The 16,631-nt window shown below is 71.8% G+C and carries 17 protein-coding genes; 2 read left to right on the forward strand and 15 right to left on the reverse strand.

What is annotated here, in order from left to right; genetic code table 11:
* The first annotated feature begins 121 nt into the window (after positions 1–121).
* Positions 122–1,336 carry an arginine deiminase gene (locus ACN27C_RS08960; protein WP_120572574.1) on the forward strand — a complete coding sequence of 405 codons (1,215 nt, stop codon included), beginning with the start codon at positions 122–124 and terminating at the stop codon, positions 1,334–1,336.
* Positions 1,337–1,346: 10 nt separating this feature from the next.
* On the opposite strand, the gene ACN27C_RS08965 is transcribed toward ACN27C_RS08960, so the two are convergent.
* The 12 genes from ACN27C_RS08965 to ACN27C_RS09020 form a co-directional block, all read right to left on the reverse strand.
* The gene (locus ACN27C_RS08965) at positions 1,347–2,231 is read right to left on the reverse strand and encodes a DUF5926 family protein (protein ID WP_422750912.1); all 885 of its coding nucleotides are present in this window, start codon (positions 2,229–2,231) and stop codon (positions 1,347–1,349) included.
* 86 nt (positions 2,232–2,317) lie between these two features.
* Entirely contained in the window at positions 2,318–2,767 is a 450-nt protein-coding gene (locus ACN27C_RS08970) for an ATP-binding protein (RefSeq protein ID WP_120572576.1), read from the reverse strand.
* A gap of 31 nt (positions 2,768–2,798) precedes the next feature.
* Positions 2,799–4,253: an ATP-binding protein gene (locus tag ACN27C_RS08975; protein ID WP_422750913.1), complete on the reverse strand. Its 1,455-nt coding sequence runs from the start codon at positions 4,251–4,253 to the stop codon at positions 2,799–2,801.
* 76 nt (positions 4,254–4,329) lie between these two features.
* Complete coding sequence (locus ACN27C_RS08980) at positions 4,330–5,121, reverse strand: glycerophosphodiester phosphodiesterase (RefSeq protein ID WP_120572578.1); 792 nt, start codon at positions 5,119–5,121, stop codon at positions 4,330–4,332.
* A gap of 15 nt (positions 5,122–5,136) precedes the next feature.
* Positions 5,137–5,472: a rhodanese-like domain-containing protein gene (locus tag ACN27C_RS08985; RefSeq protein WP_026268379.1), complete on the reverse strand. Its 336-nt coding sequence runs from the start codon at positions 5,470–5,472 to the stop codon at positions 5,137–5,139.
* A 28-nt stretch (positions 5,473–5,500) separates the two neighbouring features.
* Complete coding sequence (locus ACN27C_RS08990) at positions 5,501–6,436, reverse strand: LCP family protein (protein ID WP_052166194.1); 936 nt, start codon at positions 6,434–6,436, stop codon at positions 5,501–5,503.
* Between the two features lie 179 nt (positions 6,437–6,615).
* Positions 6,616–7,827 carry an LCP family protein gene (locus ACN27C_RS08995; protein WP_422750914.1) on the reverse strand — a complete coding sequence of 404 codons (1,212 nt, stop codon included), beginning with the start codon at positions 7,825–7,827 and terminating at the stop codon, positions 6,616–6,618.
* Positions 7,828–8,030: 203 nt separating this feature from the next.
* Positions 8,031–9,278: an LCP family protein gene (locus ACN27C_RS09000; RefSeq protein ID WP_357898557.1), complete on the reverse strand. Its 1,248-nt coding sequence runs from the start codon at positions 9,276–9,278 to the stop codon at positions 8,031–8,033.
* Between the two features lie 74 nt (positions 9,279–9,352).
* Positions 9,353–10,330: an NAD-dependent epimerase/dehydratase family protein gene (locus ACN27C_RS09005; protein WP_422750915.1), complete on the reverse strand. Its 978-nt coding sequence runs from the start codon at positions 10,328–10,330 to the stop codon at positions 9,353–9,355.
* A 67-nt stretch (positions 10,331–10,397) separates the two neighbouring features.
* The gene (locus ACN27C_RS09010) at positions 10,398–12,071 is read right to left on the reverse strand and encodes a solute symporter family protein (protein ID WP_121683655.1); all 1,674 of its coding nucleotides are present in this window, start codon (positions 12,069–12,071) and stop codon (positions 10,398–10,400) included.
* Positions 12,049–12,417, reverse strand: a complete 369-nt coding sequence (locus ACN27C_RS09015) for a DUF485 domain-containing protein (protein ID WP_047890513.1) — start codon at positions 12,415–12,417, stop codon at positions 12,049–12,051. Before ACN27C_RS09015 ends, ACN27C_RS09010 begins: the two co-directional genes overlap by 23 nt.
* 237 nt (positions 12,418–12,654) lie before the next feature.
* Entirely contained in the window at positions 12,655–13,251 is a 597-nt protein-coding gene (locus ACN27C_RS09020) for a flavin reductase family protein (RefSeq protein WP_422750916.1), read from the reverse strand.
* Between ACN27C_RS09020 and ACN27C_RS09025 the strand changes: the two genes are divergently transcribed.
* Positions 13,241–13,498 (forward strand): hypothetical protein, encoded by a 258-nt coding sequence (locus tag ACN27C_RS09025; RefSeq protein ID WP_047890511.1) that lies wholly within the window; start codon positions 13,241–13,243, stop codon positions 13,496–13,498. The genes ACN27C_RS09020 and ACN27C_RS09025 overlap by 11 nt on opposite strands.
* Positions 13,499–13,519: 21 nt before the next feature.
* Here ACN27C_RS09025 and ACN27C_RS09030 read toward each other — a convergent pair whose 3' ends face one another.
* From ACN27C_RS09030 to ACN27C_RS09040, 3 genes are read right to left on the reverse strand one after another with little or no spacing between them, the layout of a single operon-like run.
* Positions 13,520–14,011: an SRPBCC family protein gene (locus tag ACN27C_RS09030; RefSeq protein WP_422750917.1), complete on the reverse strand. Its 492-nt coding sequence runs from the start codon at positions 14,009–14,011 to the stop codon at positions 13,520–13,522.
* Positions 14,011–15,705, reverse strand: coding sequence for an ABC transporter permease (locus tag ACN27C_RS09035; RefSeq protein WP_422750918.1), 1,695 nt, complete (start codon positions 15,703–15,705; stop codon positions 14,011–14,013). The genes ACN27C_RS09030 and ACN27C_RS09035 overlap by 1 nt, the downstream gene beginning before the upstream one ends.
* Positions 15,690–16,454, reverse strand: a complete 765-nt coding sequence (locus tag ACN27C_RS09040; RefSeq protein WP_422750919.1) for an ABC transporter ATP-binding protein — start codon at positions 16,452–16,454, stop codon at positions 15,690–15,692. The genes ACN27C_RS09035 and ACN27C_RS09040 overlap by 16 nt, the downstream gene beginning before the upstream one ends.
* Between the last annotated feature and the right edge of the window lie 177 nt (positions 16,455–16,631).

A 16,631-nucleotide genomic window follows, 5' to 3' on the forward strand; every position in this document is an offset into this window, starting at 1 on the left:
TACCCTACGTTGCGCCCCCGGGGGCTCGGCAAGTTGGACCGCCGGAGTGAGTGTGGATGAATGCCATATTCATTCACACTTCTTTTCCGGATGGTGCGCAAGCCTGCCCTAGGCTGCGGGAGTGACCCACTATGTGGACAGCGAAGTCGCCCGGCTCGGGACGGTGCTGCTGCACCGCCCGGGACCGGAACTGGCCCGCCTCACCCCGCGGAACAACGACAGTCTCCTGTTCGACGCTATCCCATGGGTGGGACGCGCGCAGGAGGAGCACGACGCGTTCGCGGCGGCGCTGCGGTCCCGCGGAGTCGAGGTGCTCTACCTGGCCGACCTGCTGGTCGAGACGCTCGCCGTGGCGGACGCCCGGGCCGAGCTGACCGACCAGGTGCTGCGGTCCCGCCGGCTCGGCCACACCCTGCGGCGCCGGGTCGCCGACCATCTGGCGTACCTCGACCCGGCCGGGCTGGCCGACGTGCTCACCGCCGGGCTCGCCCACGAGGAACTGCGGATCGGCGCCGACCGCCCCGGCGGTCTGGTCTGGACGCTCATGGACCGGCACGACTTCGTCATCGACCCGCTGCCCAACCTGCTGTTCACCCGCGACTCGTCGGTCTGGATCGGTGACCGGGTCGGAGTGACCAGCCTGGCCATGCCGGCCCGGCGGCGGGAGACCACGCTCACCGACGCGATCTACCGCTTCCACCCGCGCTTCGTCGGCACCGAGTTCGTCTACCACCCCCGGCTGGAGCACCTGGAGGGCGGCGACGTGCTGCTGCTCGCGCCCGGGGTGCTCGCCGTCGGCGTCGGCGAGCGCACCACCCCGGCCGGCGCGGAACGGCTGGCCCGGCAGGTGTTCGCCGCCGGGCTGGCGCACACCATCCTGGTGGTGCCGATCGCCCAGGAGCGCGCCACCATGCACCTGGACACGATCTGCACCATGGTCGACGTCGACGCCGTCCTGATGTACGCGAACGTCGCCGACCAGCTGTCCGCGTACACGGTCATCGCCGGCGCGGACGGCGACGACCTGCGGGTCGACGGCCCGGCGCCGTTCCTGCGGGCCGCCGCCGACGCGATGGACCTCGACCAGCTCCGGGTGATCGACACCGGCCTCGACCCGGTCACCGCCGAACGCGAGCAGTGGGACGACGGCAACAACACGCTCGCCCTCGCGCCCCGGCTCTGCGTCGGGTACGAGCGCAACGTGGAGACCAACGCGCAACTGGAACGAGCCGGCATCGAGGTGATCGCCATCGCCGGGTCGGAGCTGGGCTCCGGGCGGGGCGGCCCGCGCTGCATGTCCTGCCCGCTGGTGCGGGAGAAGGGCGGGGCCGCCTGACCCGGAGACGTCAGCGCAGCGTCAGCTGGCGGCCGAGCAGGCCCTGGCGGGCCCGGCGGCCGGCCGCGTCGAGCGGCTCCCGCTCCGCGACCGCCTCGGCGTAGCGCTTGGCGAACTCCGCCACCGGCGCCTCCCACTCGGCGGCCGGGGTGTCCTCCGGCAGGTCCCACACCGGCGCGAGGCGCCCGTGGGCCCGGAACATGCCCGCGAACTTCGTGTCGTCGCCGAGCGTCAGCGCGCCCGCGGCGGCGAGCCGGGACAGCGCGTCCAGCGCGGTGTCCTCGTCCTCCGGCAGGACCAGGCGCACGTGGGCCTTCTCCGGCACCTGGCACCAGTAGGCGGCCCGCGCCGCGGCCAGCTTCACCGTCGGGTAGATCGCCGAGTTGGCCCGCTCCAGGGACGCCTGGACGTTCGGGTCGTCGGCGGCGCCCGGGTCGAGCCAGAAGTCGAACCCCTCGTGCATGCTGATCTCCAGCGGGCCGTCCACCAGGATGTCCTGGAGGCGGGGACCCGGCCCGGGCAGCGGCGGCACGTTCACCTGGCCGCCCGGCTCGGTCCGCAACGCGGAGATCAGCGCGTCGGCCAGGTCACGGGAGACGTCGCCGGACTGCTGGTGCCGTTGCAGGCCGATGAAGACCCGCCCGTCCGGCTTGGTCATCGCCGGGGCGGCCATCGGCAGCACGGTGGCCAGCGTGACCGGCCGGTCGCCGTACTCCTCGATCAGTTCCGGGGTCAGCCGCAGCGGCGCGGAGGCGGCCGGGACCAGCTCGCGCAGGGCGATCCACTCCGGCTCGTCGGCGAGGCCCTCGAACGGCCGGGGCACGAAGACGTCGCGCACCTTCTCCCGCTTCGGGGTGGCCTCGCCGGCCCACTGGTTCTTCCGACGCTTGCTCATGCGCCCGCTCCGCTCCGCTCGCCCATGGCGAGACAGCCTAGATGCCGGGTCTCGGCGGTGGGTGCCGGACCCGCCCGCCGCGTCGGTCAGCCGGCGGCGACCAGATCCGTCCGCTGCACCGGCACCGGGTCGAACCGGGCCCACACACTCTGGCCCAGGCCGTCGCGCTCCACGCCCCAGCCGCTGGCCAGCCCGGCGACGATGTGCAGCCCTCGCCCGTCCGCCGCGTCCGGCGAGGCGGTACGCATGCACGGGCCGGCGCCGGCGCCGCCGTCGGTGACCCGGAGCTCGACACTCGGCCCCTGCTCGGTCGTCCGTAGCCGCCAGGCGACCCGGACGACGCCGCCGGGCAGCGCGTCGGCGTGCCGGACCGCGTTGCCGACCAGTTCGGCGAGGACCGCGACCAGGTCGGCCACGAGGACCGGGGGTACGACACCGGTCAGCTCGTCGGCGAGCCGGTGCCGGGCCAGGCGCGCGCCGGTGGCGTCGTGGGGCACCACCACGCACCACGACCGTTCGGCCGGACCAGTCGACACGTCGTTCCTTCCCCGCCCGTGAGCGCCCCGGTCAACCCCGGGGCAGCCGCACCTCTGCGACCGTACCGCCACCGGCTCTGGGCCGGAGGGATACCCATCCATTCTGCTGTTCAACGATCTGGCGGACGAGATAGAGACCGAGCCCCGCGCCGGGATACCGGCGGCGGTCGCCGGACTCGCCCTGCCAGAACCGGTCGAAGGCCCGCTCCACGTGCTCCGGCCGGATGCCGATGCCCCGGTCGGCCACCCGGAACGAGACGGTCCGCTCGTTCGCCTCGGCGGTGATCTCGATCGGCGTGTCCGGCAGCGAGTACTTCCCGGCGTTGGTGCCCAGCTCGGTGAGCACCGTGGCGAGGCTGTGCCGGTCGCCGAGCGCCTTGGGCAGGTCGGCGGGCAGGTCGAGCACGACCCGGTGCCGGACGTCGGCCGGCAGGTCGGCCACCGCCGACCGCAGCGCGTCGACCAGGTCGAACGGCGCGGCCGGCTCACCGCCGGGGCGGTTCTCCGTGGCGGCGGTCAGCAGCCGGTCCACCAGGCGGGCCAGTTCGTTGGCGCGCTGGCCGATGATCCGGGCGGCCTGCCTCCGGTCGCCGTCGCTCAGCGAGTCCCAGTGGTCGGTGAGCGTGTCCGCGTACCCCTTGATCACGGTGACCGGGGTACGCAGCTCGTGGCTGGTCACCGCGACGAACAGGTCCCGGTCGTGGTCGCGCCGCTGCTGGTCGGTGGTGTCGCGGAAGCTGACCACCCGCAGCGCGTTCGGGCCGGGCAGCTCGCCGGAGGTGATCCGCAGCCAGCGGCCGTCCGGCAGCCGGTGGTCGAGCACCTGGCCGGGCGGCGGCAGCGGGAACGGCAGCGGACGGCTCAGCGCCTCCTCCGCCGGCCGGCCGGTCACCTCGACCGCGGCCGGGTTCCAGAGCCGGACCCGTCCGTCCCGGTCCACCACCGCGAGGCCGTCGGCGAGCGCCGCCACGACCGGGCCGTCCCCGTGTACGGGCAGGCCGGTCTGGTCGCCGTACATGTGGGCGATGCAGGCGGCGATGTAGCCGATGACGGCGCGTTGCGAGGGTTGCAGCGGTTCGCCCAGCGGGTAGAGCGCGTGCAGGCTGCCGATGGTGAGCCCGCCGATCTCGGCGCGCGCCACGATCATCCGGCAGAGGCCCCGGCCGGCGACCTCGTCGGCGAGCGCACCGGGGATCGCGTCGACCCGGACCTCCCGTACCGGCGGGCCGGCGAGCAGGCAGACGGTGGCCGGGTCGGTGGCGGGCAGCGGGCGGCCGAGGACGAACTCGGCGCTGCCGGTCGCCGCTATCACCCGGCCCCCGGCCGGGGTGAACTCCACAAAGACCAGGCCGGCCGCGCCGACCGACGGTTCGGCCTCGCGGAGCAGACGGGTGAGCACGGCGAGACCGGACTCGCCCGAGTTGATCATGTTGATCACTGCGGTGTGGCCGGCGATGAAGGCGGGGTAGTCGGTTCGCTCCGGCATGTCCCGAGTGTGCCGCGCCGTCCGCGTCCGTGACACCCCCGGCCGGTCGACCGTCGCCGGTACCGATCGACGGGACTCACCGGCCCAACCGGGCCAGCGCGCGGGCCGGCCGGTCCGTGATCACCCCGTCCACGCCCGCTTCCAGCACGAGTTCCAGGTCCTCCGGTTCGTTGACGGTCCAGACGTACACCGCGTTGCCTGCGGCGCGCAGCGCGGGAACCAGCCGCGGGCGGGTCCGGACGAGGTCCACACCAGGGCCGGCGATCCGGGCGCCGAACGGCAGCCGGCCCAGCGGCAGCAGACGCGGCAGCACCTCCAGCAGCAGCACCGTGGGCAGCGCCGGGGCGAGTTCCCGGACCCGGCGTACGGCGAGCGGCGAGAACGACATCACAGTCACCTGGACGAGATGGCCCGGGCGGGGCTCGGCCAGCCCGTACCGGCGCAGCATCTCGACCAGGCGGCGCTCGACCTCGCCCCGGTAGCGGGACGGGTGCTTGGTCTCGATCAGCAGCCGGACCGGGCGCCCGGCGGCCAGCACCGCGTCGAGCAGCCGCTCCAGCGTGAGCAGCCGGGTGTGCGACTCGTCGAGCGGCGCGTCGTCCTCGGCGAGCGTCGCGGCCCGGTGCCAGGAGCCGAAGTCGAGCGCCTCCAGCTCGGCGAGCGTCCGCGCGCTGACCAGCCCACGGCCGTTGCTGGTGCGATCCAGCCGGCGGTCGTGCACGCAGACCAGGTGCCCGTCGCGGGTCAGCCGGACGTCGCACTCCAGCCCGTCCGCGCCCTCGTCGAGAGCGCGCAGGTAGGCGGCGAGCGTGTGCTCCGGCAGGTCGTACGAGGCGCCGCGATGGGCGAAGACCAGGGGGACGGTCATGGCCGCGTCACCGACTCAGGCGACCCGGCCCGGCTGCCCGTCGTCGGTGACCACCGGACGGCCGGCGGCGGCCCAGTCGCCCATCCCGCCGTCGACGTTGCGCACCTGGTCCCAGCCGTTGCGCATGAGGTAACCGACCACCTGGGCGGAACGTCCGCCCGAGCGGCAGATCACCGCGACGTCGCGGTCCTGCGGGATCTCGGCGAGCCGGGCGGGCAGCTCGGTCATCGGCAGGTGATGGGCGGCCGGCGCGTGACCGGCGGCCCACTCGTCGTCCTCGCGGACGTCGAGCAGGTAGACGTCGTCGGGCACGGCCGACGCGGGGACGCTGGGTAGTGAGGCTCCGAACACGGTCACCAAGCCTAGTCGCCCTCGTCGCTCAGAGCCGGTTGACCCAGCGCGGGTTGGCGCCGGCCCATTCCGGCACGCGCGTGTCGCGCAGCGCGGTGAACAGCCCGCCGCCGCCGTTGTCCAGCACCACGTACGAGACGCCGTCGATGGTCTGCGGGTAGGAGGGCACCTGGACCCCGCGCAGGGCGTCCGCGGGCAGGCCGCGCAGCGCGAACAACAGCTCGTCCAGGGGTACGCCGTTGGTGTCGACGGTCAGCGCCCCGCCGGCCGCGCGGAGCACCCGGTCCAGCTTGACCGGGTCGCTGCGCAGCCGCGTCTCGCCCGCCCGGTCGAGCACCGCCCGCAGCATCTGCTGCTGGTGCCGCTGCCGGTCGTAGTCGCCGCCGGGCAGGTCGTAGCGCTGCCGCACGTAGTCGAGCGTCCGCGCGCCGTCCATCTGCTGGCAGCCGGCGTCGAACTGGTGCCGGGTGTGGATCGAGCGCACCGGCGTGTCCACGCACATCCGGATGCCGCCGAGCTGGTCGATCACCTGCTTGAAGCCGGAGAAGTCGACGAGTGCCGCCCCGTCGAAGCGGATCCCGGTGAGCCGGCTCAGGGTGGTGCTGAGCAGCCGGGCACCGCCCTCACCGCCGCCGCCGTGCTCGTACGCGGCGTTGACCTTGTCCTGGCCGCCGGGGAAGCCGGGCGCCGCGGGGAGCGCCACCAGCAGGTCGCGCGGCACGGAGATCAGGTACGCCTGCCGCATCCCGGCCGGCACGTGCACGATCAGGATGCTGTCGGAGCGCTGGTCCTCCGGGTTCGCGCCGGGCCGGTGGTCCGAGCCGATCAGCAGGTAGTTGAGCGCGCCGTCCAGGTCGGTCCGCTTGTTCCGGGCGGCCGGGTCGAGCAGTTGCTCCTTGGCCACGGTGCGGTCGTAGCGCGAGGTGAGCCAGTGCAGCCCGGCGACGCCGAGCGTGGCGAGCAGGACCAGCACGAGCCCGGTGCCGAGCAGGAACCGGGCCCAGCGGGCGGGTCCACCCCGCCCGCGTCGGTTCCGTGCTGGCCTGGACGTGACGATCCCCCCGTAGCCGCGACATGAGACACGCTCACGTCAGGCTACGGGGGGATCGGCCGACCGGTATCGCTTTCGCGCAGGTCAGCGGGTCATTTCCGGGTGGAGAGGACGTCCGGGTTGTTCACCACGAACTCGGCCAGCTTGTCGTTCTTGACCGCCCTGAACATGTCCATGCTGACCTCGTTGAGGATCTCCCGGTTGCCGTTGCCGTTGAAGGTGCCGCCGTTGGTGCGGAGCATGACCAAATCGTTGCCGGTCACACCCTTCATGGTGAAGATGAAGTCCTCGATCGACACACCGCCAGTGTCCAGGACGAACGCCTTGCCGGCCGCCTTGATCAGCGCGTTCAGCTTGATCGGGTTGGTCAACGTCCCGCTCTGGCTCGCCTTCTTCGCCATCGCCTTGATCAGTTGCTGCTGATTCTGCTGCCGGTCGTAGTCGCCGTTGCGGAGTGTCTTGCGCTGCCGGGAGTAATCCAGCGCCTGCCACCCCTCCATCTCCTGGCAACCCTTCTTGTAGCTCACCGGCTTCATCCTCTTGCCGGTCTTCTTGGCGTCCGCGTTCCACATCGGCTTGCCGTCGACGTACGACATGTGCAGCGAAGAGACGTCCTGGGTCACACAGATGTTGACTGTGCCGATCGCGTCGATGACGTTCTTGAAGCCGCCGAAGTTGATGATCGCGGCGCCGTCGAAGCTGATGCCGGTCATGCCCTTGATCGTCTTGGCCATTAGCTGGGCACCGCCCTCCCAGCCACCGCCGTTCTGCGCGCCGTGGAAGAAGGCAGCGTTGATCTTGTCGACGCCACCTCGGTAGCCGCTCTTCTCATACGCCGGGATGCGGGCTTCGGTGTCCCGAGGGATCGAGATCAGGTAGGCCTGGTCGTGGCTGGCCGGGATGTGCAACACGATGATCGTGTCCGACCGGACGTCGTCGGCGGCCCAGCGGGCCCGCGCGTCCACGCCGAGCAGCAGCATGTCGATCGGGCCTTCGAGGCTGTTGCCGCCCTCAGCCTCGGTCTTGCCCGCTTCGCCGAGAAGATTGCGCTGGGCGATGTTGCTGGTGGCCTGGCCGATGACCGCCTTGCTGCCGACGATCGCGACACCACTGGTCACCATCAGCACGGCGCCGAGCACCAGCGTGAGCTTCGCCCAGAGCGGGTCCTTGCGCTTGGTGCGCTTCTTCTTGCCACCGCCGGGACCGCGACCGCCGGAACCGGGCTGTGTGGGGATGACCGGAGGGACCCGCCCGGATGATCCGGGTGCCGGTGACTGCGGGCGACGGCTGGTCTGGACCGACATGCGTGCTCCAGCTCGGTGATCGGGGGCGGGACCACTTTACGTATCTGTTCCCGTTCTCGCGACCTCGTAGGGGCGCAATTCCCGTCAATACCGGCCAACACCTTTGGGTTGTGGCCGAACGGGCAGGGGTAAGGAGCCGGTCGGCGGTTGGCCTCCGTGGTGGCGAGACCCTAGCGCTCGTTACCGGTCATGTCGTGCCGGCGTCAGCCGCCCGCGTTGTCGCCCGAACCCTTCTGGTTGGCCTGCATCCACTCGGCCATCCGGTCCGCGGCGATGGCCTTGTACATCGCCAGCGCCTTCTCCCGGTCGGAGACCACCACGGACTGGCCGTCGATGGTCTGGCCGCCCAGGTGCGGGCTGGTGACGAACGTCAGGTTCTCGCCCCGCAGGCTGCGGAACTGCACTGCCATGTCGGTCAACGAGAATCCCTGGTCGACCGTGACGGCGGCGGTCACCGCCTTGAGGAAGTCGTTCAGCTTCTTCGGGTTGGTGAGCGTCCCGGTGCTCGCCGCCTTGTCCATCAGCGCCTTCAGGAACTCCTGCTGGTGCCGCATCCGGGCGAAGTCGCCGTCCGGGAACTGCTTGCGCTGCCGGACCCAGTCCAGCGCCTCTGCGCCGTTCATGTGGTTCACGCCCTTGGTGAACGTCCGGTACGGCTTGTGGATCGAGGTGATGGTCCGCTCCACCTTGAGGTCCACCCCGCCCAGCGCGTCGGTGACCTCCTTGAAGCCGCCGAAGTCGATGGCCATGACGTGGTCGATCCGTACGTCGGTGAAGCACTCCACGGTCTTCACCGCGAGCGGCAGGCCGCCGAACGCGAACGCCGCGTTGATCTTGTTGCGCGAGCCGGAGTCGCACGACGCGCCCGCGCTCTCCGGGATCGGCACGTACAGGTCACGCGGCACCGAGACCAGGTAGGCGCTCTTGTGGTCGGCCGGGATGTGCATGACGATCACGGTGTCCGCGCGCCACTTGCCGCTCCCGTCGACCGGGGCGTCCGGATCCCGCGAGTCACTGCCCACGAGCAGGATGTTGAACGCGCCCTCGACCTGCTTGGCCGGCCGCCCCCCGGTGATCCCGGCGAACGGGTCGGTGCGGGCCAGGTCATCGTCCAGGTTGCGGGCGTAGAACCATGCGCCGAGGCCGCCGAGCAGCGCCAGCACCAGTACCGCCACGCCGGCCACCAGGCCGATGCGTCCCCAGCGCGGCCGGGGGCCACGCCGCCCGGACCCGCCCGGACCGCCGCCGCCCGGACCACCGGGACCGGTCGGCCCCACCGGGCCGCCGGGACCGCCCGAGCGGGGCGCCTCGTCGTGTGCGGGGTACCACCTGGTTTCCGAGGGCCGGGCGCGCCCGGTGGCGGCCCGGTCCGAGCCGGGAACCTGGGCGCGGCCCGCGCCCCGGCTCAGGTGGCGGGGGATCGGGGCGCCGGCAGACGAGGTCGCTGACATGTAACCGAGGGTAGGTCGGCCGGGCCACCGTCGCCCTCGTACGCGCGCCGGTGTCAGCCGCGTTCCCGTCGGGTTCAGTACCCGAGCCGCCCGCGGAAGTACTCGATCGTGCGTCGGAGGCCGTCTTCGGGCGTGACGCTCGGCTCGTATCCGAGCAGTTCGCGGGCGAGGGTCAGGTCCGGGCGGCGCATCTCCGGGTCGTCGGAGGCGCGAGTGATGTAGCTCACCTCGGACGTGCTTCCGGTGAGTGACACGATCGTCTCGGCGAGTTGCCGCATCGACATCTCATGCTCGGTGCCGCAGTTGATCGGGCCGGTCTCAGTCGAGTCGAGCAGCAGCAGGATGCCGCGCACCAGGTCGTCGACGTAGCAGATCGAGCGGGTCTGGTTGCCGGTGCCGTGCACCGTGATCGGCTCGCCGCGCAGCGCCTGGGAGATGAACGTCGGGATGGCCCGGCCGTCGTCCGGGCGCATCCGCGGACCGTACGTGTTGAAGATCCGTACGATCGCGGTGTCGGTGCCCCGGCTCCGGTGGTAGGCCATGGTGGCCGCCTCGGAGAAGCGCTTCGCCTCGTCGTAGACGCTGCGGATGCCGATCGGGTTGACGTTGCCCCAGTACGTCTCGCGCTGCGGGTGCTCCTTCGGGTCGCCGTACGCCTCCGAGGTGGAGGCCATCAGGAACCGGGCGCTGTCGTCGGTGGCCCGCTCCAGCAGCGCCAGCGTGGCCACCGAGCCGACCCGGAGGATCTCCACCGGCAGCTTCTCGAAGTCGGTGGGGCTGGCCGGGGACGCCATGTGCAGGATCGCGTCGAACCGCTCGGTCATCGCCGGGTGGTTCGGCAGGCCGTCGGAGATGTCCGCCTCGACGAGCGTGAAGGTCGGCTTGTCCAGCAGGTGGGCCACGTTGTCCTTGGACCCGGTGACGAAGTTGTCCAGCACCACGACGTCGCAGCCGCGCTCGACGAGCCGGTCGACCAGGTGGGACGGGACGAAACCGGCGCCGCCGGTGACGAGGATGCGGTGTCCGGTACCGAAGCGGGGAGCGACCTTCATGGCGGCCAGCCTATACACGCGAGGCGGGGCCCCCGCGTAAGGCAGGGGCCCCGCTCGACGGTGGTGCTCAGTGGGCGCCGGCTCCGGTGAGCGAGCGCACCTCCAGCTCCGCGTACTTCTCCTCGTCGCTCTCCTTGGACAGGATCGTGCCGAGCCAGCCGCACAGGAAGCCGAACGGGATCGAGATGATGCCCGGGTTCGACAGCGGGAACCACTGCCAGTCGTGGTCGGGGAACATCGCCGTCGGCGCGCCGGAGACGACCGGCGAGAAGAAGACGAGCACCACGGCGGCGAGCAGGCCGCCGTAGATGGCCCAGACCGCGCCCGAGGTGTTGAACCGCTTCCAGAACAGGCTGTAGAGGATCGCCGGCAGGTTGCCGGATGCGGCGACCGCGAACGCCAGCGCGACCAGGAACGCCACGTTGAGGTTCTGCGCGTAGATCGACAGGACGATCGACACCGCGCCGATCACCAGCGCGGAGATCCGGGCGACGTTCACCTCCTGCCGTTCCGACGCCTGCCCGTTCTTCATCACGTTGGCGTAGAAGTCGTGCGCCAGGCTGGACGACGACGCCAGGGTGAGGCCGGCGACCACGGCGAGGATCGTGGCGAACGCGACCGCTGCGATGATCGCCAGCAGTGTCGCGCCGCCCAGGTCCCCGCCGAGGAAGTCAATCCCCAGCTTCTCGGCGAGCTGTGGTGCCGCGGTGTTGCCCGCCTTGTCCTGCGCGGTGATCTCCGACCCGCCGACGATCGCCGCAGCGCCGAAGCCGAGCGCCAGGGTGAGCAGGTAGAACGTGCCGATGATGCCGATCGCCCAGAGCACGCTCTTACGGGCCGCCCGTGCGGTCGGCACGGTGTAGAAGCGGATCAGGATGTGCGGCAGGCCGGCCGTGCCGAGGACCAGCGCGATGCCCAGCGAGAGCAGGTCCATCTTGCTGTAGAACGTCTTCAGCGCGTCCCCGGGTGTCTCCACGCCGTAGCGCAGCCCGGGTTCGAGGAACGCCGCTCCCTTGCCGGAGGCGCTTGCCGCGTCGCCGAGCAGCGAGGACAGGTTGAACTTGTACTTGGCGAGCACCAGCAGCGTCATCGCCAGCGCGCCGCCCATCAGCAGGAACGCCTTGACGATCTGGACGTACGTGGTGCCCTTCATGCCGCCGACCGTCACGTAGATGATCATCAGGGCGCCGACCATGATGATGGTGGCGACCTTGGCGGTGTCGGCGTCCATGCCGAGGAACGTGGTGCCCGGCTTGATGCCGAGCAGCAGGGCCACGAGCGCGCCCGCGCCGACCATCTGGGCCAGCAGGTAGAAGATCGACACGGTGATGGTGGAGACCGCCGCCGCGGTCCGGACCGGCCGCTGCCGCATCCGGAACGCCAGGACGTCCGCCATCGTGTACCGGCCGGAGTTGCGCAGCAGTTCGGCCACCAGCAGCAGCGCCACCAGCCAGGCGACCAGGAAGCCGATCGAGTAGAGGAAGCCGTCGTAGCCGTAGAGCGCGATGATCCCGGCAATGCCCAGGAAGGACGCCGCCGACATGTAGTCGCCGCCGATCGCCATGCCGTTCTGGAAGCCGGAGAAGGACCGGCCGCCGGCGTAGAAGTCGGTGGCGGTCTTTGTCTGCCGGCTGGCCCAGACGGTGATCGCCAGCGTGATCGCCACGAAGACCAGGAACAGCGTGATGGTGAGGTTCCGGGCGGTGGTGCTGCCCGCCTCAGCCGCGAGGACCGTGTTCATGGGTCACCTCCCCCATCTCGTCGCGGATCCGGTCGGCGACCGGGTCGATCCGGCGGCTGGCGAACCGCGAGTAGAACCAGGCGATGAGGAACGTGGAGACGAACTGGAGCAGGCCGAAGACCAGGGCGACGTTGATGTTGCCGATCAGCTTCGTGCCCATGAATCCCCGCGCGTACGCGGAGAGGATGACGTAGAGCGCGTACCACAGGAAGAACGCGACGGTCATCGGGAAGACGAAGCCGCGCAGCGCGCGACGCAACCCGGCGAACTCGTCCGACCGCTGGACGGCTAGGTACCGTTCCGCCGCCGACTCGGCGGGTGCGGACGCGGGTGTGTCCGTGGACATCTGTGGATCACCACCTTCGCAGGCGTGGGGGAGTTTCGCGCACGGTAGAGAGCGCGCTCCCGACCCGGGAAGGCTCCGCCGCCGGGCGGCGGACGGCTGCGCCGAACGGCGCCCCCACTGCGCCCAGTGACCCACATCACTCCGCTAACCGGTCACCCCGACCCCGTCGATCATGAGGTTGACGGCGACAAATCGGACGCCGAACGCGGCCAACTTCATGATCGTCGGCGCGAGGGGTCAGCCGGGGAGGTCGTGGTAGCGGCCCCGGTAGTGCAGCAACGGGGGTGTGTCCCGGGGGAGGTCCACCGACTCGATGGTGGCCTCGACCAGCAGACCCCAGCCGTACTCGCGGGCGGTGTCCAGGCGGCAGCCCGCCCAGCCGCCGGCGTCCGCGGGCACCGGGCCGTACGGCGTCTCGGTCCAGGCGTCCAGCGCGAACAGGCCGCCGGGCGACGGAAACAGGCCGGCGAAGCGGTCGGCGAGCTGCCGGTGCTGCGGGCCCAGCGGGGCCACCGCGAACCGTCCCGCCTCCTCGACGGCCGCCCACAGGTCCGAATCCGGGTCGATCAGGCCCAGCAGGCGGTCCGGCTCGCCCTCGGCCACGAGCGTGGAGGAGACGGTCAGCCCGGCCGGACCGGGCGCGGTCCAGAGCGTCACCGGGGCGGCCAGCCGTCCGCGCAGCCGGCGTACCGGCGAGCGTTGCGCGGCCGGCGCCGCGAACGGATCGGTGGAGTGGATCTGCGCGCCCGGCTCTGGATTCACGTGAAACATTGTGCCGCCCGTCCCCGCGCGAGGTTCGACGGAACGCCCTACCCTGCCGGGCATGGCTCTCATTCCCCCGCAGCAGCTCGCCCAGGAACGGGTCGTCGCCGCCGACGCCATCCTCGGCGGCCAGGTCGACCTGCGTGCCTATCCCCACCGGCACCTGCTGGTCAGGGCGAACAACACCTGGGGCCGCAGGGCGTTCCAGCCGCTGATGGAAGCGGTGGAGCACCTGTCGAACTACGGCTGGGAGCTGGTCACCATGACCAGTGTCGGCGACGGCCACCACGTCTACGCGGCGATGCGCCGCACCGCCTGACGGCAGCCCGGGACGCGCGGCTCAGTCGTCGGCGAGCAACCGGCGGGCGGCGGCCAGCACCTCCGGATCGGCGCAGCCGGCCGCGTACCCGGCGATCCGGCGGCGGATGTCGCGCCCGAGCAACCACTCACCGATCCGCTCGGCGACCGGGCGCAGGAACGCCGGCCGGCAGCGGAAGTTGTACCGCCACGTCGCGATCGTGGTGTCCGGCTCCGGACCGGGCGCGAAGCGCCAGCCGCCGCCGAACCGCTCGAAGAACCACGGTCCGCGCACCATCTTCATGCCGACGTTGGTCGGCGGTGACCAGGAGACGTACTCGCTGACCATGACCAAGCCGTGCCGGGACCGGGTGTACGTGCGCACGCCCCGGCCGGGCCGCGTCGCGCCGTCGACGAAGTGCTGCTCGCGGACGAACGGATCCCAGCGGTACCGCACCGGGGCGGTGGTCTGGGAGACGGCGAACGCCAGCTCCGGCGGGACCGGGACCGTGGTGACCGCTTCGACGACAGGCATCAGCGCCTCGGCGTGACAGCGGCCAGCAGCTCCGGCTGCCGGTGGTCGAGCGTGTCCCCCGCCATGTACGCGCCGAGCAGTGCCGCGCCTCCGCCGTACGCCAGGCCGACCGGCAGCGCCAGCCAGAGCCACACGTCGCCGAGCAGCGCGGCGGCCACCACGAACGGCACCGCAACCACCGCCGAGCCGACCATGGAGACCAGGGTGAGCAGGCCCTTGGTGAATCCGGCGCCGCTGTTCATGGCGAACGGGTTGCTCGACTCGGGCAGCGAGTACGCGCCGAGCACGGAGACGAACGCGTTGATCGCCAGCCCGCAGCCGTACGCGGCGAACAACGCGCCGCCCATGACGCCGAGCCATTCGGGCCGGCCGAGGACGATCGCCAGCGCGACCGCGATCACGACGAGCATCGGCACCACGTAGACCGAGAACGCGACCATCCGGGCCCGCAGCTCCACCCGCCCGGGCACACCGGCGACCAGGTTCGCAGCGTACGAGCTGCCGTCGAAGCCGAACTGGTTGGCGAGCGTCAACGACGCCAGCGCCCCGACGAAGACCATGGTGAGGCTGACCATCGCCGGCGACGAGTCGGCGGTGGCCTGGTCGAACGCGGCGCCGCCCTCGGACAGGAACGCGGGGCCACCGAGGTTGACCATCAGCGGCACGAACACGCCGACCACGGCGACGGTGATCAGGTTGGCCCGGCGACGGGCGTCCCGCCACCAGTAGCGGCACTCGCGGGCGACGAGCGCGCCGAACCGGTCCCGCCGGGTCCAGCCCACCGCGCGGGGGAAGAGCTGCGCGACCGCGCCGCCGGCCACGCCGCGCGGCGTCCGTGCGGGGCCGCTGCTCGCGGTGCCCACCATCGCCGACTCCAGCGACCGCGACCACCAGACCAGGAGTACGCCCAGCGTCGCGACCGCGATCAGCAGCTTCACCACGGCAGCGCCGGCGCGGCCCTCCGCCACGTCGACACCGGCGGTCCACGGTGCGCCGAACGGCGTCCAGCCGACCACCCGGGCCACCCCGTCCAGCCGGTCCCAGTCGGTCCGCCGCACCGCGGCGAGCACCAGCAACTGCAACGGCCCGAGCAGGGCGGCCAGCACCGCGAGCAGCACGGCGGCCAGGTCGCGTACCCGGCGGGAGCGCAGCATCGTCGCGAACGCGCTCGTGATCGCGCGGGCGCCGGCCAGGCAGACGAGCAGCCCGAGGACCACGCCCAGCGCGCCGGCCAGGGCGGCGGCCCAGCCGCCGAGCGCGCCGGCGGTGACCACCAGCCCGGCCGCCGTGATCGCCGTCGCCAGGGCCGGCACGCTGACCAGGGCGGCGGCCAGCAGGCCGGTGACCAGGGTGCGGCGGGACAGCGGCAGCAGCGCGAACCGGGCCGGGTCGAGCGTCTCGTCCACGCCGAAGAAGACGAGCGGCAGGAGCAGCCAGCCGAGCGTCAGCAGCCCACCGCCGAAAGCGGCGATCATCAGCGCGTACCGGGACTCGCCGGCCAGCCCCGGCGCGGCCAGCAGGAAGAACCCGACGGCGGCGAACCAGAGCCCGAACAGCAGGCCGAGGACGAACAGCGCGACCCGCCAGGTCTGCCCCCGGAAGTTGTTGCCGAGCACCCGCAGCTTGAGCCGGACGAAGTGCCAGGGCGACACGCGCCGGGCCGGACGCTCGGGGACGGTCACCGGGACAGCCACGACAGCTCCTCGCCGGTCGCGGTCCGGCCGCCGACCACCTCCACGAAGACGTCCTCCAGCGACCGTTCGCCGCGCACCTCGGCCAGCGTGCCGACCCGCTTGATCCGGCCCTCGGCCAGGATCGCCACGTGGGAGCAGAGCCGCTCGACCACCTCCATCACGTGGCTGGAGAAGATCACCGTGCCGCCGCCGCCGACGTACCGGTGCAGGATGTCGCGGATCAGCGCCGCCGAGACCGGGTCGACCGCCTCGAACGGCTCGTCCAGCACCAGCAGGCGCGGACCGTGCAGCAGCGCGCAGGCCAGCCCGATCTTCTTCTTCATGCCCGCCGAGTAGTCGACCACCAGCGTGCGGCCGGCGTCGGAGAGCGCCAGCACGTCCAGCAGCTCCGCGGCCCGCTGGTCGACCACCGCCGGGTCCATGCCGCGCAGCAGACCGTGGTACGCCAGCAGCTCCGCCCCGCTCAGCCGGTCGAAGAGGCGTACGCCGTCCGGCATCACGCCGAGCAGGCTCTTGGCGCGGACCGGGTCGGCCCACACGTCGTACCCGAGCACCCGGGCCTCACCGGCGTCGGGCCGCAGCAGGCCGACGGCCATGGAGAGGGTGGTGGTCTTGCCCGCTCCGTTCGGTCCGAGCAGGCCGTAGAACGAGCCGGTCGGCACGGCGAGGTCGACGCCAGCGACCGCGACCTTGGTGTCGAAGCGCTTGGCCAGACCACGGAGGGACAGCGCCGGGTGCTGATCGGTCATGGTCCGACCGTATCGGGCTCCGGCCAGCGGCTGCTCGGACGCCAGGATGATCTCGCGTCATCCCTGAGAGGTACGAACGCCTGGTGGTCGGGCGAGTGATGGTCGCCGATCTGGTGACCATAGATGCCTCGTGTCACCATGAGGTAACCTTGCGTTTTGGGAGGGCGTGTGAAGTCC

This window comes from Micromonospora sp. WMMD1219 (genome assembly GCF_049315215.1).
In the GTDB taxonomy this organism is placed as follows: domain Bacteria; phylum Actinomycetota; class Actinomycetes; order Mycobacteriales; family Micromonosporaceae; genus Micromonospora; species Micromonospora tulbaghiae.

What these genes read in the sequence shown, in the direction of transcription:
- ACN27C_RS09040 (WP_422750919.1), bottom strand. Translation starts at nt 16,454, where the DNA reads ATGACCGATCAGCACCCGGCGCTGTCCCTCCGTGGTCTGGCCAAGCGC.
- ACN27C_RS09020 (WP_422750916.1), bottom strand. Translation starts at nt 13,251, where the DNA reads ATGAGAGCCATGCCCGGCAGGGTAGGGCGTTCCGTCGAACCTCGCGCG.
- ACN27C_RS09025 (WP_047890511.1), top strand. Translation starts at nt 13,241, where the DNA reads ATGGCTCTCATTCCCCCGCAGCAGCTCGCCCAGGAACGGGTCGTCGCC.
- ACN27C_RS09015 (WP_047890513.1), bottom strand. Translation starts at nt 12,417, where the DNA reads ATGTCCACGGACACACCCGCGTCCGCACCCGCCGAGTCGGCGGCGGAA.
- ACN27C_RS09030 (WP_422750917.1), bottom strand. Translation starts at nt 14,011, where the DNA reads ATGCCTGTCGTCGAAGCGGTCACCACGGTCCCGGTCCCGCCGGAGCTG.
- ACN27C_RS08980 (WP_120572578.1), bottom strand. Translation starts at nt 5,121, where the DNA reads ATGACCGTCCCCCTGGTCTTCGCCCATCGCGGCGCCTCGTACGACCTG.
- ACN27C_RS08965 (WP_422750912.1), bottom strand. Translation starts at nt 2,231, where the DNA reads ATGAGCAAGCGTCGGAAGAACCAGTGGGCCGGCGAGGCCACCCCGAAG.
- ACN27C_RS08995 (WP_422750914.1), bottom strand. Translation starts at nt 7,827, where the DNA reads ATGTCGGTCCAGACCAGCCGTCGCCCGCAGTCACCGGCACCCGGATCA.
- ACN27C_RS09010 (WP_121683655.1), bottom strand. Translation starts at nt 12,071, where the DNA reads ATGAACACGGTCCTCGCGGCTGAGGCGGGCAGCACCACCGCCCGGAAC.
- ACN27C_RS09000 (WP_357898557.1), bottom strand. Translation starts at nt 9,278, where the DNA reads ATGTCAGCGACCTCGTCTGCCGGCGCCCCGATCCCCCGCCACCTGAGC.
- ACN27C_RS08975 (WP_422750913.1), bottom strand. Translation starts at nt 4,253, where the DNA reads ATGCCGGAGCGAACCGACTACCCCGCCTTCATCGCCGGCCACACCGCA.
- ACN27C_RS09005 (WP_422750915.1), bottom strand. Translation starts at nt 10,330, where the DNA reads ATGAAGGTCGCTCCCCGCTTCGGTACCGGACACCGCATCCTCGTCACC.